This is a genomic window from Aeromonas sp. 62-46, from assembly GCF_001898585.1.
In the GTDB taxonomy this organism is placed as follows: domain Bacteria; phylum Pseudomonadota; class Gammaproteobacteria; order Enterobacterales; family Aeromonadaceae; genus Aeromonas; species Aeromonas caviae.
The window spans coordinates 41,936-56,693 of record NZ_MKUI01000006.1 but is presented as its reverse complement, the minus strand read 5'-3'; the positions used below and the strand labels follow the sequence as shown (position 1 = coordinate 56,693).

The 14,758-nt window shown below is 64.8% G+C and carries 11 protein-coding genes; 2 read left to right on the top strand and 9 right to left on the bottom strand.

Annotation, left to right across the window (positions count from 1 at the left end; translation table 11 throughout):
- Positions 1-485: 485 nt before the first annotated feature.
- Positions 486-3,692, bottom strand: a complete 3,207-nt coding sequence (locus BGO64_RS02980; protein ID WP_286700129.1) for an alpha-amylase family glycosyl hydrolase — start codon at positions 3,690-3,692, stop codon at positions 486-488.
- A 376-nt stretch (positions 3,693-4,068) separates the two neighbouring features.
- On the opposite strand from BGO64_RS02980, the gene BGO64_RS02975 reads away from it, so the two are divergent.
- Positions 4,069-4,977, top strand: a complete 909-nt coding sequence (locus tag BGO64_RS02975) for a DMT family transporter (protein ID WP_134997788.1) — start codon at positions 4,069-4,071, stop codon at positions 4,975-4,977.
- A 106-nt stretch (positions 4,978-5,083) separates the two neighbouring features.
- Complete coding sequence (gene xseA / locus BGO64_RS02970) at positions 5,084-6,448, top strand: exodeoxyribonuclease VII large subunit (RefSeq protein WP_286700128.1); 1,365 nt, start codon at positions 5,084-5,086, stop codon at positions 6,446-6,448.
- A gap of 56 nt (positions 6,449-6,504) precedes the next feature.
- Here xseA and hutW read toward each other — a convergent pair whose 3' ends face one another.
- The 8 genes from hutW to BGO64_RS02930 form a co-directional block, all read right to left on the bottom strand.
- The gene (hutW, locus tag BGO64_RS02965; protein ID WP_286700165.1) at positions 6,505-7,860 is read right to left on the bottom strand and encodes a heme anaerobic degradation radical SAM methyltransferase ChuW/HutW; all 1,356 of its coding nucleotides are present in this window, start codon (positions 7,858-7,860) and stop codon (positions 6,505-6,507) included.
- Between the two features lie 275 nt (positions 7,861-8,135).
- Entirely contained in the window at positions 8,136-8,624 is a 489-nt protein-coding gene (gene yfiB / locus BGO64_RS02960) for an outer membrane lipoprotein YfiB (protein ID WP_010674543.1), read from the bottom strand.
- Between the two features lie 33 nt (positions 8,625-8,657).
- Positions 8,658-9,899: a diguanylate cyclase DgcN/YfiN gene (dgcN, locus tag BGO64_RS02955; protein ID WP_042863783.1), complete on the bottom strand. Its 1,242-nt coding sequence runs from the start codon at positions 9,897-9,899 to the stop codon at positions 8,658-8,660.
- The gene (gene yfiR, locus BGO64_RS02950; RefSeq protein WP_080769893.1) at positions 9,896-10,414 is read right to left on the bottom strand and encodes a regulatory sequestration protein YfiR; all 519 of its coding nucleotides are present in this window, start codon (positions 10,412-10,414) and stop codon (positions 9,896-9,898) included. Before yfiR ends, dgcN begins: the two co-directional genes overlap by 4 nt.
- Before the next feature lie 222 nt (positions 10,415-10,636).
- Positions 10,637-12,184, bottom strand: a complete 1,548-nt coding sequence (gene tyrR / locus BGO64_RS02945; RefSeq protein WP_286700127.1) for a transcriptional regulator TyrR — start codon at positions 12,182-12,184, stop codon at positions 10,637-10,639.
- Positions 12,185-12,326: 142 nt separating this feature from the next.
- Positions 12,327-12,665, bottom strand: coding sequence for a 4a-hydroxytetrahydrobiopterin dehydratase (locus tag BGO64_RS02940; protein ID WP_010674539.1), 339 nt, complete (start codon positions 12,663-12,665; stop codon positions 12,327-12,329).
- A gap of 41 nt (positions 12,666-12,706) precedes the next feature.
- Positions 12,707-13,501 (bottom strand): phenylalanine 4-monooxygenase, encoded by a 795-nt coding sequence (gene phhA, locus BGO64_RS02935; protein WP_286700126.1) that lies wholly within the window; start codon positions 13,499-13,501, stop codon positions 12,707-12,709.
- Between the two features lie 166 nt (positions 13,502-13,667).
- Entirely contained in the window at positions 13,668-14,711 is a 1,044-nt protein-coding gene (locus tag BGO64_RS02930; protein WP_286700125.1) for a YcjF family protein, read from the bottom strand.
- Positions 14,712-14,758 lie beyond the last annotated feature (47 nt).

The window sequence follows — 14,758 nt, the reverse complement described above, 5'->3', positions numbered from 1 at the left end:
TTTTCGGCAGATCATGTCGATAGGATGCCGCTTTTCAGCATGGATGATGCTTGTCATGGGGGAAGCCCGGGGGCCATACGGCGTGTTTCTTCGGGGCGGGTTCCAGGGGCGGATGTGGATGTCGCGCACCAATAAAGAGCAATTGCACCAATATAGAGCAGCCGAGTGGCACAGTTTGCCTTGCACCGCAGCGCAAAGACGACATGGGCACCGCTTTGCTCACTGCCATGAGCACAGCAATGAGCACTCCAATATGCAGAGCATGAAGTGACTCGGGCGGCGGATGCACCACTCCCCTTCCCTCTAGCCCCCTGCCCATGAGCGTGCTGGTCGCGAGTCCACAGGTCTGCCCATCCACCAGCCCCCGCAGCTAGAGCCAGAGCCAGAGCCCCATCAGGATGGGGCATCCATTCAGGCATAGGCAGAAGGCAGAATAAAAAAGTCGGCCCGAAGGCCGACTCGCTGCACCCTGTGACAGGGCTTCCTTACTTGAGGTATTTGCCGTCAGCACCGACCTTGCCCGGGCCGTTCAGTACCCAGACCCGCGCCGAATAGGCGGGCACCGCAAAGCTCAGGCTGCCGTTGCTGACGCTCTGGCTCGCACCGGTTACCGCGTCCGTGTAGGTGCCGTTCTTCAGGCCACTCAGGTTTATCTGCTGGGCCGAGTTGGCCGCAAGGCCCACGGCGGCGTAGCTCCCTTCGGCACTCAGATCACGCACGAAGCTGATGCCGCTCCCCCACTCGTTCACCTGGCTCATGGGCGCTTTTTGCAGGGCGGGCACCGCCTTGCGGATCTGGTTCAAGCGCTTGATGTGCTGATAAAGCGGGTGGCTCGGGGTGGCGGGGTTGTCCAGCACCTCCCCGTAGTAGGCACGACCGGTCTGATCCACCGTCATGGTGGCCCCATCGATATCCTGGGGCTTGCCCGCCTGGAACATCACCTCCTCCCCGTAGTAGAGGGTCGGGATCCCCCGCGCCGTCCAGAGCAGGTTGTAGGTCATGGCCGCATTCCCCTCTTCCCCGCCGTAGCGGTACTTGAAGTCGTTGTCCGGCCCCACGTCATGGTTCTGGAAGAAGGTGATGAGCTTGGTGGCATCCCCATAGACCCAGTCCATGGCGAAAATCCCCCCTACCCCGCCAAAGTTCCCCCGGGTGACGTTGTCACGGAAGGTGGAGAAGAGGGAGAAGTCCAGCACAGAGAGGCCGGAATCGCCCCCTGCACGGGGATTGGCCGGGTTCGGCGTGGTGCGGGTATACCACCAGGGGCGGATCACCGCCGAGGCATTGTCGTTGGCCAGCTCAGAGCCCCAGCCGGTGCCCTTGACCAGGTTTTCGCCAAAGACGAACAGCCCCGGCTTGTGGGCCTGCCAGTCGTGGACATAGGTCAGCAGTTCGTCCCGCTCGATGTGCTTCAAGGTATCGATACGGATGGCATCGACCCCCATGTCGAGGTACTGACGAATGGCGCCGTTGAGGTAGTCCTTGACGTTCTGGTTGCCGGTGGCCAAGTCGATGCAGTCCCCCGCCATGTGCTTGCGCTGCAGGGCGAGCGGGCTCTCCCAGTCACCGCCGGACATGAAACCGTCCAGGTGATACCAGGCGGGATCCAGGGTCTGGGCGTCGATGCCGAAGAAGCGGTTGGGGTTGTAGCCTGCGCTCGGCACGGTGGCGCCAGTCTTGGGGTCTACCAGGGGCTGGGTGCCCGCCGGATCGGACTGGCAGCGGGCCTTATACCAGTCGGGAGCCGCCGGGTTGTCGTCGTCACAGCGGTTGGCACTGGCGTAGTCCCCAAGATTGCCCTGATAGGGACCATTGTTGATGAGTCCCTGGCTCGACCCCGCCGGTACGTAGTATTTGACGGGCAGGCGATCGATCCAGGTCTTGCCGCGCAGGCCGTACTGGCTCGAGTGGTTGAGCACCACGTCCTGGATCACCTTGAGCCCCTTGGCGTGGGCCGCCTGGATGAACTCCCGGTAACCCGCCCCCGGCGACTCCAGACGGGGATCGACCCGGTAGAAGTCGTAGGCATGGTAGCCGTGGTAGTCGAGGCCGGAGCGGTTCTCCACCGGCGGCGTCACCCAGATGGCGGTGAAGCCGAGATCCTTGATGTAGTCGAGCTTGGCGATCAAACCCTTGAAGTCGCCGCGCCACTGGGGATCCCCCGCCTTGTAGCGATCCCGGTTGTAGTAGTTGTTGCTGGCATCGCCATCATAGAAGCGGGCAGTCAGCAGGAAGTAGATGCTCTCGGCACGAAAATCGCCGCTCGCCACCCCCTGCTCGCCGATGCGGTACTCGAAGCGCTGCTCGCGCTGATTGCCGCTGGCGTCGATGGCAAGGGTGCGGATCACCAGATCGGTGCCACTCCCCTTGTCACTCGCCACCAGGGGCTGGCCTGCATAGCGGGCCGATGCCGTGGTGGGCTGGCTGCCGTCCGTCGTGAAATGCACGGCGGGGGCGCTGTCCTGATCGTCGCTCACCCCCAGGGTGATGGACTGGCTGTCCACATAACTCCCCGGGGACGGGGTGGCCGTCACCGTGGGGGCCTGCAGATCGGCCCCGGCCAGCGTCTCCACCTCGATGGCCTTGCGCAGGCTGTCAAAGCAGATGCGATAACTGGTGTTGGCGCTGACTAGGTAATCCTGGGCCGGATACGCCTCGGTCCAGTCCCCCTTGTGGTCAATCTTGAAGCGGGGGTTGTTGCTGCCAAAGGCCTGCTCGGTGCAGAAGGTGGTGCCATCCTCGCTGGTCATAGGGGTGAGCCCCCAGTTGTTGGCCGTGCCCCGGAAGTACCAGCTGTCGCTGCTCTGTCCTGCCCCGACCACCACGCTCACGCTGCTGCTGCCCTTGGCGCCCTGATCGTCGGTGACCGTGAGGCCATAGGTGAAGGTGCCGGTCTGGGTGGTGTTGACGACGATGCTCTCCGTGGTTTCGCCGCTGCTCCACAGATAGCTCGCGATCTGGCCGTCGGGATCCGTGGAGTCGCTGCCGCTCAAGGTGAGCGACGCCCCCTGGGTCACGTTCACCGTCCCCCCCGGGGTGATGACCGCGAGCGGCGGCTGGTTGTCATCCCCAAGGGGGGTGATGCTGTAGGCCAGGGTCTGATCGTTGACCTGGATGCGCACCGTGCCCACGGCGCTCCAGAAGATGTCGCTGCCACTTTTCTCCAGCACGCCGTCACCGTTGCTGTCGCCAAAGTTGACGGCCCAGTCACCAGCCTGATCAAACTTGAGGCGCTGGCTCGCCTTGCCATCCAGGTAGGCGTCCACCTGCCACAGGTGATCCCCTACCAGGGTCATGGGGAGGCTGGCCCAGCCGTTGAAGGTGCCGCGCACGTTGAGCTGCGGCAAGGTGCTGGCAAACCCCGAGGCCTCGCAACTGGCCACCGCCGTCGCGCTCACCGCCTGGGTGCTGGCGTTGATGCGGATCTGGTACGCCGTGTTGGCATTGACCCCGTAGTCGGCCGCCGGGTAGCTCTGCTGCCAGTTGCCGTACCTGTCTATCTTGAAGCGCGGGCCGCCGCTGGCATCCCCGCTCACGAAGCGCTGACAGGTATCAAAATTGACGCCGTCCGTCGACGTCATGGCGGTCGCCGCCCATCCATTCGCGGTGCCCCGGAAGAACCACTCCGCCGCCGTGCTCGGCGCCGTGATCAGGGTTCCCAACAATCCGGCCGCGAGTATCCATCTAGCCATTGATAGTCCTTTATTTTCATTGTTTGTGTGTGATGCCGGTGTGTCCCGGCATTCCCCCATCCGCAACGTCCCGCCTTCAGATGAGCCCGACCAGTCTAGAGTCCCCCATGGCCAATTCATGGCCAACACGCGCAAAATGTGACCACTGTCGACCTCGTCATGGGCTGTATGTGATTGATAGCGCTTTCATTTCCTGGCGCAGAAGTGAGGGGCACCCCCATCGGGGAGAGCAAGATGGCCGCCCTCCGCGACCACCTCGGGCACAGGGTCAGCCCCTGCCTCCTGCACGGCGCCGTTGCCATCGGGGACACTTGCCCCCATGATGCAATCCCTCTTGCCATCTCGGGCAACAGGGCGGTTCATTCAGGGAGAAACGATGAGACCATCGGATTACGGGAGATTGCTCGCGCTGGCAGCCATCTGGGGTGCCAGCTTCTTGTTCATGCGCATCGCGGCGCCGGCGTTCGGCTCGGTCAACACCACCTTCCTGCGGGTCTTCTTCGCCCTCGTCGGGCTCGCCGCCATGCTCCTGCTGCTGCGCACCCCCATGCAGTTTCAGGGCAAGCTCAAATCCATCATGGTGCTTGGCATCATCAACTCCGGCGTCCCCTTCCTGATGTATGCCGTGGCGGCCCTCTGGCTGCCCGCAGGGTATTCCGCCATCCTCAACGCCACCACGCCCCTGATGGGCGCCCTCATCGGCTTCTCCTTCTTTCACGAGGCGCTGACCTTGCGCAAGTGGGCCGGGGTGATGCTGGGGCTGGTGGGCATCGGTCTCATCACCACCACCGGGGAGGTCGACCTGAGCGGCCAACTGGCCATCGGGGTGCTGGCCTGCCTCATCGCCACCGCCTGCTATGGCTGCGCCGGCTTTCTGACGAGGCGCTGGGTCACCGAGCGGGGAGGCCTGGACGCCAAACTGGTGGCCTTTGGCAGCCAGATAGGGGCCGTCCTCTTCCTGCTTCCCTTCTTCGGCTACACCCTGGCGACCGGCCCCGCCGTCGACTGGGCCCAGCCTGGGGTCTGGGCCAGCGTGCTGGCGGTCGGCTTCCTCTGTACCGCCTTCGCCTATCTGCTCTATTTCAGGCTGATCGCCGACATCGGCCCCCTGCGAAGTCTCACTGTCACCTTCCTCATTCCGCCCTTCGGCATCCTGTGGGGCTATCTGGTGCTGGGGGAAACCCTCACCGGCGGCTTCGTGTTCGGCGGCGCCGTGGTCTGCCTCGCGGTCTGGCTGGTCACCAGCCCCGCCAAAGCCGTCAAGTCGGCCAAGGCACAAGCCTAGGCTCCGCGTCATCTGCCGGGCCCATGGCTCGGCAGATGGGCGCAACTGGGGTAAGATGACCCCCATCGTTTCTCCCGCCCCGGCGGACACCACAGCAGGGCCAGCCTTGAATCACCTCGAACCCGCCAGTCAGAGCAGACAACAGCAGATCTTCACCGTCACCCGCCTCAACAGCGCCGTGCGCATGATCCTGGAGCAGGATCTGGGGCTGGTGTGGCTGACCGGGGAGCTCTCGAACCTGGCGATGCCAAGTTCCGGCCACTGGTACTTCTCCTTGAAGGACATGTCGGCCCAGGTGCGCTGCGCCATGTTCAAGGGCAACAACCGCCGGGTGCCGTTCCGTCCCCAGGATGGCATGCAGGTGCTGGTGCAGGCGCGAGTCTCCCTCTATGAACCCCGGGGCGACTACCAGCTCATCATCGAGTCCATGCAGCCCGCCGGGGATGGCATGCTGGCCCTGCGCTTCGAGGAGCTCAAGCGCCGCCTCGGAGCCGAAGGGATCTTTGACGAAGGGCGCAAGCGCCCCTTGCCCCGGGAACCCCGCGCCGTCGGGCTGGTCACCTCCGCCACCGGCGCCGCCCTGCACGACATGCTGACGGTGCTTGAACGCCGCGCCCCGGACTTACCCGTTTTCATCTACCCGACCCAGGTGCAGGGGAGCGCCGCCACCGCCCAGATCGTCTCGGCCATCATGCTTGCCAACCGCCGCGCCGAGGTGGATGTGCTCATCGTCGGACGCGGCGGCGGCTCCCTTGAAGATCTCTGGTGCTTCAACGAAGAGGCGGTGGCACGGGCCATCGCAGGCTCCGCCATCCCCGTGGTGAGCGCCGTAGGACACGAGGTGGACGTCACCATCAGCGACTTTGCCGCCGACCTTCGTGCCCCCACCCCCTCTGCCGCCGCCGAGCTGGTGGCGCCGGACAGGCGCACCCGCGCCCAGCGCCTCGTGCACCTGCGCCAGCGGCTCACCCAGGCCATGAGCCGTCACCAGGTCGCCGCCCGCCATGGCTTCGTCCTGCTGCAGAAGCGGCTCGATCATCAGGATCCCAAGCGACGGCTGGAGCAGCAGTCCCAGCGCCTCGACGAGCTCGACCGCCGCTTGCAGCAGCACCTGCGTGATCGCCTGCACCAGGGGGAGCGGCGCCTCGCGGGCCTCGCCATGCGCCTGCAGGCCAGAAGCCCCGAAAAGCGGCTGGCCATCGGCAAACGTCGTCACCAGCTTGCCGAGGAGCGCCTCCATGCCCTCATCGCAAAACGCCAGGATCTCGCCCGCCACCGCCTCGCCATGCTGGGAGCCCGCCTCGACGGCATCAGCCCGCTGGCCACCCTGGGGCGCGGTTACGCCATCGTGCGCACCCCCTCCGGGGAGGTGATCCGCCGCGCATCCCAGGTCAATGCAGGCCAGACCCTGATCACCACCCTCGCAGAGGGAGCGCTGCGAGTGCGGGTGGACGAGGTCGACAACCGCTGACAAAAAGCGGGGGCCTGCACCAGGCCCCCGCCTCCTTTCTGTGCTCCGATAGCCCGTTATACCCGGGCATGACCGGCCATCTTGCCCGGGTGGCCGGATGGTCTCTCGCCCCCCTTGCTCCCCCCCGGTGGATTGCACCTCAGATACTCGAACAACCCGGCCTGCAAATTCACGTTCCAGAAACGCCCCGCCAGGGTGAGGGCGAGACGCTCGGCCGAGAGCCGTGCCAACCCGTGTCGCTGCCAGGCCTCAAAGAGCGGCATCAAGTGGGAAACCAGCCCCTGTGGCAATTGCGACAACGCCAGCCATCCGGTATCGAGCCCCCCTCGCAGCAGCCCGTCGAGACGGGCATCGGGATTGGGCCTCATCACCATGCCGGGAGCACGCACGCCCTTCGCCTGCGCCTCATGCCAGGGCGCCAGATCCCGGCCATACATGAGGCCGTGGCCGTGAATGTCGCCCCCCGCCCCTGCGCCGAAAGGCAGGATCTCGGCGCCCCACTTGGCCATCTGGTTGTAGCGGCTCTGCTCGGCATCGGTGCGCCGCCAGTGGCTGCAGGAGAGCCGCTCCCAACCCCCCGCCTCCAGCGTCCGGGCCCCGTCGGCATACATGACTGCCCGCTGCTGGCCATCGGCGGCCCAGCCCAGGGTGCCTTTCTCGTCGGCGCGCGCCAGGTTGGTGCCCGCCATGGAGATGAGTTGATAGAGATCCACCCCGTGCACACCGCTCGCCATCACATCCGCGATATCCTGGCGCCACACGGCCTCATCTTGCCCCGGCAGACCGAAGATGAGATCCGCCACGATCACCGCCTCGTTGTGGCGGGTCAGCGCCGCCAGCCGGGCCAGCAAGGTCTCCCTGTCATCGAAGCGGGCCGCCTGCTGGCGCACGCGGGTATCAAAACTCTGCACGCCGAACGAGAAGCGATTGAAGCCACCCGCCAGGGCCGTCTGCCACTTCTCGTCATCAAAGCCGTTGAGCCGCCCCTCCAGGGTCAGCTCCGCATCCACGGTCAGGGGAAAACGGCGGATGGCGCTGGCCAGGCGGGCGAGATCGCCCGCCGCCATGTCGGTTGGCGTGCCGCCCCCCACATAGACCGCCGAGAAAGGCCGGCTCTGGACGAGCGGCGTCTCGGCTGCCTGGCGCAGCGACCCGCAGAGTGCCTCCATGTAGCGGCTCATGCGCGTCGGATTGGCGCCGTTTTCGAAGAAGTTGCAAAAACTGCAGCGCTTGCGGCAAAACGGGATATGGATGTAGAGCGCTCGGGCCTTGGCCTCGCTCTCCTGCTGCCACCAGGCTTGCCAGCCGGCATCGTCCAGCATCAGGGGGGCGGCCCCTCCCCGGCTGGCATGGGCCGACGTCTTGGCGGTGAAGGCGAATTTAAGGGGATCCGGGGTACAAAGCCCCGTCATGGTCGAAGAAAGCTGGAGAGTCGTCACTGGGGTTACCCTGCGTAAATAACGCAAATGATAACGAATATCAGTTGCAGATATTTGTGCTGGATCAAGTCGGGAAGGATTGAGCCGTCACTCTGTCCCCATCAGAGCAGCAGCGCGTCAGGCAAGGAAGGCGTGAAACAACAAGGGAAGAGAGCCACTCTCCCGCTGGAGAGTGGTGGCACACACAGGATCAGGCGGTTGATTCAAGGCTCCCGACGGGAGCGCCGCACCGATACCGGCTGACGGGATCAGCCATTGCCGATGATGATGGCAACCCGGCGATTTTCCGCTCGTCCGGCAGCGGTCGCGTTGTCGGCGATGGGCGCCTCTTCTCCGCGGCCGCGGATATCCAGGTTCCCCTGGGGCATACCCACCGACACCAGGACATCGGCCACCGACCGTGCCCGCTTGAGGGAGAGTTGCTGGTTGTAGGCCTCATCACCGTTGGAGTCGGTATGACCGTCCACCCGGGCCCGGTTCAGTCCTACCTCAATCAGGGCCTTGCCGAGTTTCTCCACCACCTGGCGGGTCTCGGGGTTGAGGGCCCCCACATTGTTGGCGAACAGCACCTTGTTGGAGATATCCAGGGTCCATCCCTCGTCGGTCAGGTGAAAGCCCTGCTCCTTCAAGGCGGCGATCTGCTCCGCCGTGAGCCCCTGGGGAGGGCTCTGGCACGCCGCCAGCACACTCAGCAACAGTGCCACCAGGCCCGCTTTGATCGGGTTCAACATGCGCATTCTTATCATCCTTTCACTATTTCCGGTTCAACTTCACGTGCTCGTTTTTCGTGTTTCTCTCTCCTCCCTGCGTTGTCGTTTGGCTTGATACATGGCGTCGTCTGCCCATTGCAGCAGGGCATCCGCCGTCCTCCCCTGCTCGGGATAGCGGGCAGAGCCGATGCTGATCCCCACCCCGAGATGGCGACCGTCACTCAATACCACGGGGGTGTTCATGGCCTGCTGCACTCGCCCTATTACCTCGCGCACCTCGTCCTCCCCCTGGATCGGGGTCAGGAGGATGACGAACTCATCTCCCCCCAGCCGGCAGACCAGATCCAGGGGTCTGAGCTGATGCTGCACCCGCCGCGCCACGGCGATCAGCACTTCGTCGCCGATGCCGTGGCCCAGGTTGTCATTGATCTGCTTGAAACGATCGCAATCCAGATAGAGCAGGGCAAAACCTTCATGCCCCTTGTTGCCTGCCAGAATGGCCTGCCCCATGCGAGCCTCGAACAGAGCGCGGTTGGGCAGACCGGTCAGGGGATCATGGGTTGCCTGATGCAGCAGGCTGGCGTTCTCCCGCTTCTGGTGGGCCTGCCAGGCTTCCAGCTCGTCGAGCAGCGAATTGAAATCCTCCCCCAGCTCGTGCAGCTCGGCGATATTGGCCGCCGGCACCCGCTCCTTGAGGGCCCGCTGGCGGCTGACGTTGTAAGCCACCTCGGTCAGGGCCTTGAGGGGGGCCGTGATGGAGCGCTGCATCCGGCGCGCCACATGGAGTGCCCCGAGAATACTGATGAGCAGGCACACCAGGGTAGCCAGCAAGGTCTGCAACAGGAATCGCAGCAGGTACTGGCCGTGACCGACCAGATGCACCCTGGCTATCTCCTTGTGCTCGCGCACCATGGGGAGCGCCACGGGCCCCGGCAGGATCAGGCGGGCCAGGTGCTGCTCCAGGGTGGTCCAGGGGGTAGTGATGTCCCGGCGCCAGCTCGCCAGTACCTGGCCGTCCGGCAGCACTATGCTGGCGCTGGCTATGTCTTCCCGGGAGGTGATGGTCTCCAGGGCATCCAGTGCCGCCTCCTTGTCATGGAAGACCACGGCCGCCTCAGTGGTGTAGCTGATGGCCCGCGCCACCAGCTTGAGGTTGTGATCCGCATAAAGGCGCAGCGCCAGCAGCGCCGTGACGGTCAGAAACAGCCCGGCCATACAGACGGCAGTCAGGGAGATCATCATGTGGGTGCGCCCCAGACTCTGTCGCAGGGTAAGCCTGGGAGTGGCGTGATGGACCGTCATCGCACCTCCTCATCGGCTCGCGCGAGCTTGAGCACGGCCGGGTGCACTCGCACGCCACTACGGGCCAGCGCATCCAGATTGACCCGAAAACGCACCCTCTCCTCCCCGGCCTGCAGACAGAAGACCGCATCGGCAATGCACTCGCGGCTCTGCTCACTGATGCTGAGGATGGCGTGACCGCGAAGGCGCTCGAACAGGGAGAGGCGCTGCGCCGGTGCCAACACCCCCAGATAGATGACATCGCAGCGCTGGATCAGCGCCTCATCGTCCATGTCGTAGTGATGGACCTCCACCGGTCGGCCATTGGCCTGCCGTTCGATGGTCAGAAGGGATGACGCATATTCCGTCGGCGCCGTGATGCAGAGCCGAAGTCTGGCGGGCTCGCTGGGCCAGCGGGTGTAACTGAGGATATCGAGCACGGTCTGGCGCACCATGTCGCTGCGCGCCTCGGCGGAGGTTGCCGCCATGGCCTGGTTTGCCAGCATCAGCATGCAGCACAGTGGCGCCAGCCACATCAGTAACCGGAGGTAACAAAACATCTGCATGGTGCCCGCGAGAGTGTCAAGGTCGGCGCCGGGGTAACCCGACGCCCATGATGAGAGTGCCTGCATGGCACCGCACCGAGCTTACCAGCCGGGTGGCCAGCCCCCAGAGGCAAGTGGCACGGTTGCGTCACCGGGTGTCGCAGCCGTGCCTGCAAGGCGCTCAATGCCCCAGGCAGACACCGTCCATCGACACTACTTCTTGCCAATCCCATATTCGCGCAGCTTGTTGGCGATGGCAGTATGGGAGACACCGAGCCGCTTGGCCAGTTGACGGGTGGAGGGGAACGCCGGGTAGAGCCGCTCCAGCAGGCGGCTCTCGAAACGCTTCACCGCCTCGTCGAGCCCCCCTTCGAACCACTCGTCGATGAGCGGCATGGCATCGGCCGCCACCGGCAAGTCCACGTGCTCGGGTCCAATCTCGTCCCCTTCCAGCAGGGTCATGGCGCGGTAGAGGCAGTTGCGCAGCTGGCGCACGTTGCCGGGCCAGCGATAGGCGGTGAGGTACTCGGCCATGTTGCGGGTAAAGCGCGGACGCGGGCGCTGCAGTTCGCTGGCAAAGCGCGACACGAACTGCTGGGCCAGGGCCATGATGTCCGCCTTGCGCTCGCGCAGCGGCGGCAGATTGAGGCTAAGCACATTGAGGCGGTAGTAGAGATCTTCGCGAAACTTCCCTTCATGAACCAGATCCAGCAACTGCTTCTGGGTGGTGCAGATGAAGCGCACGTTGACCCTCACCTCCTGCTCGTCACCGACCCGGCGAAACACGCCATCTTGCAGCACTCGCAGGAACTTGGTCTGCAGATGGGGGGACATGTCGCCGATCTCGTCCAGCATCAGGGTGCCGCCGCTGGCCAGCTCCAGCACCCCGCGCTTGCCCTCGGTGTTGTTGCCAAAGGCGCCGGGGGCATAGCCGAACAGCTCGCTCTCGGCCACGTTGTCCGGCATGGCCGCGCAGTTGAGCGCCATGAAGGGGTGGCTGGAGCGCAGGCTGGCGCCGTGGCAGGCCCGGGCCAGCAACTCCTTGCCGGTGCCGGTCTCCCCCACGATGAGCAAGGGGGCGTCCTGCATCGCGAGCTTGGCTGCATGGGCCAGCACCTCTTTCATCTTCTGGCTCTCGGCCTGGAGGTGCTCAAAGCCCCCCACTTCCACCGCGTGCAGGGCACTGAAGTGCATGCCGACCCGGCGGGCGGATTTGAGCACCACCACGGCGCCGGCCAGAGCCTGCTTGCCCTTCTCTTCGGCCACGAACAGCGGCATCAGATCGCCCAGGTACTCTTCGCCACCGAGGCTCAGCTTGCAGGTCTGGGGCTTGCTCTCCCCCGACTCCAGCCAGCGGCCAAACGAGAAGCCTTTGACCAGGGAGGCGATCGCCACGCCGCGCACCTCGTCCGCTGGCAACGCCAGGGTGGTGAGGGCGGCCTGGTTGGCCTGGGTCACCCGCCCCTTGCTGTCGAGGGAGAAGACCAGGTCCGGCAGTGCCTTGAGCAGGGCCTCTATCTCGTGGTGTTCCCGCTCGGAGGGCATGTAGGGGATGGTCTTGACGTCATAGACGCCGGGAATGCGGCGAATTTCCGGCATCAGATGCTGAAAGTCACGGAACTCCAGCTCGGGGAAATTGAGATAGATGATGCCTGAGGTATCGATTTCGATGCCGCGCAGATCGATGTTGTGCTCCACCAGTCGGTCGAGCAATTCCCGGGTCAGGCCCAGACGGTCTTCACAGCTGACTTCAAGACGCATTCGGCACACACTTCCTAGCTAACATTCTGAATAACGGGATAATACAGACTCGATCCCGCCAGTGCGAGCGCTCCCCCACAAAAATGCGGGCCTGCCCCGCTTTCACCGGGCAGGCCCTGTCTGCGCTGGCGCCAGACGGCGGTTACTTCATCAGCCCGTCGGTGCGGGCAGCCATGATGAAGTCGTTGCGATGCAAGCCGCCTATCTTGTGGGTCCACCAGCTCACGGTCACCTTGCCCCATTCGAGCAAGATCGCCGGATGATGGAACTCCGCCTCCGCCAGTTCTCCGAGGCGGTTGGTGAACGCCAGCCCCTCCTTGAAATTGCGAAACACAAATTCACGACGCAGTTGCAGCTCGCCGTTCACCACCAGGGGCTGCCAGTCGGGGATGAGGTGCATCAGCTCCCCCAACTCCTGATCGCTCACCCTGGGGGCATCGGCGCGGCACGCCTCGCATCGTTGACTCGCCAGTTCAGTCATTCGGGACTCCTTTCATGAAACATCGTGGGAATGAATTCGGGTCAGCTCGCCTGCTTGCCGGCAATGGGGGCAAAGCGGGGTGGACGCAGGCCAAGACGACGGGCCTCGGCCACGGCCGCCATGATCCCCGGCCCCTCCAGACCATAGAGGGTATCGAGACGAGGCAGCACGAAATAGGTCGGCTGCATGATGTCGATGCGATAGGGGGTACGCAGGATCTCCAGCAGATCGAAGGGTTGCAGCTCGGGCTTGCCCGAGAGGGCATAGGCGGTCTCGCCGATGGAGGAGAGAATGCCGCCGCCGTAGATGCGCAGCCCCTCCTCCCCCTGCAGGAGACCGAACTCCACCGTGAACCAGTAGAGCCGCGCCAGATAGACCCGCTCCTCCTTGCTGGCATGGCGTCCGAGCCGACCATACAGGTGGGTGAAGTGGGCAAAGGCCGGGTTGGTCAGCATGGCGCAGTGGCCGAAGATCTCGTGGAAGATGTCGGGCTCTTGCAGGTAGTCGAGCTCGTCCCGGCGGCGAATGAAGGTGGCGACGGGAAAACGGCGATCAGCGAGCAGCGCGAAGAAGTGATCAAAGGAGATGAGGGCTGGCACCGCCGCCACCGACCAGCCGGTGGCGGGCATCAGGGCAGCGTTGATCTCGCCTAGCTGGGGGATGCGGTCCAGAGGCAGGTCGAGGCGTGCCAACCCGGCCTGGTATTCGTCGCAGGCCTTGCCATCGAGCGCCGCAAGCTGGCGTGCAATCAGGATCCGCCAGGTGCCGTGCTCCTCGTCCGTGTAGTGGATCCTGCCCTGCCCATCCGGTTGGCGGGCCGTGTAGAGACTTGCCATGAGTGCTCCCATCCTTCGGGTGCCAGCCGCCATCCGGGCGGTCACTGGCCGTTGAGTCATGGGATCACTGTAACGGTTTGCCCCTCAAAAAAGCAGCCGACCCCGGGGTCGGCTGCTTTTGACAATTGTAAATTATTTGTGACACCCCTATCAAATCCCAGCCACCTCACGACTTGTTGAGATAACCCGCCAACTGGCCGATCAGCCGCTTGCGCAACTCCCCCAGTTTCGGCTTCTCGTCGGCACACCAGGGGAGCGGACGACAGGCTTCCATGGTACGCATCCCAAGGCGCGCAGTGAGCAACCCGGCCCCGACCCCTTGGGCGGCGCGGGCGGAGAGCTTGGCGGTCAGCTCGGCCCCCAGCAGATCCATCCCTACCTCGGTCACCAGCTCGGTGGCCCCCGCATAGAGCATGTTGCGAAACACCTGGCGAATGAGGCGGATGCGGCTCCAGTAGCCGAGCTCGATGGCATAGACATCGGCGATGTCCTCGATCATCCGCAGGTTGCGCCAGAGCATCAGCATCATGTCGACCGTGGCGAGCGGGCTCAGGGCCACCAGCACGGCGGCCTCCCCCGACCATTTGGCGACGCGGGCCTGGGCCAGCTTGTCCCGCTCGGTGAGCACCAGGTGGCTGTAGAGGGTCAGCACTTCCCGATCGCTGTGGCTCTCGTCAAGCTGGGATAGCCAGGTGCGATACCCTTCCCGCCCCTTGTCACCGCTCTTCTCGGCCAGGGCCTCGCAGAAGGCCTGCCCCTGACCCACCCCCTGATGGGCCAGCAGATCTTCGGCTCTTGAGCGCACATCCTGGCGCCGCTTCAAGGTGCGCAGCCGCAGCCATTCGCGCCCCGCCACCCCGGCGGTGCCCACCGCCACCAGGCCGGAGGCGAGCAGCCAGGCGCCGCCCCAGAAGGGGGAGGCGGCAAACTGATCCACCAGAAAAGCGCCAAACTGGCCAAGCGACAGCAGCCCCACCCCGCCCAGCCCCCAGGCCAGCAGACGATGACGGCGCCGAGGCCTGACGGTAAGCGCGGGCTCCACCTCGGTGAGCTCGTCCAGCGCGTCCAGAGGCTCGAAGCTCTCCTCTTCCAGCCGCCGGGCCGGGGCGGGTGGCTGCGCTTCGCTTGCCACCGAGGGCGCGGGCTCCAGCGTCACCTTGCCTTGCAGGGGAGCTGCGTCATCGGTGCGCCATCTTGTTTGATCGTTCATCGCATTCTCTCCTGTGGGCGCCCCTCGAGCACAGCGGGCCACCCACC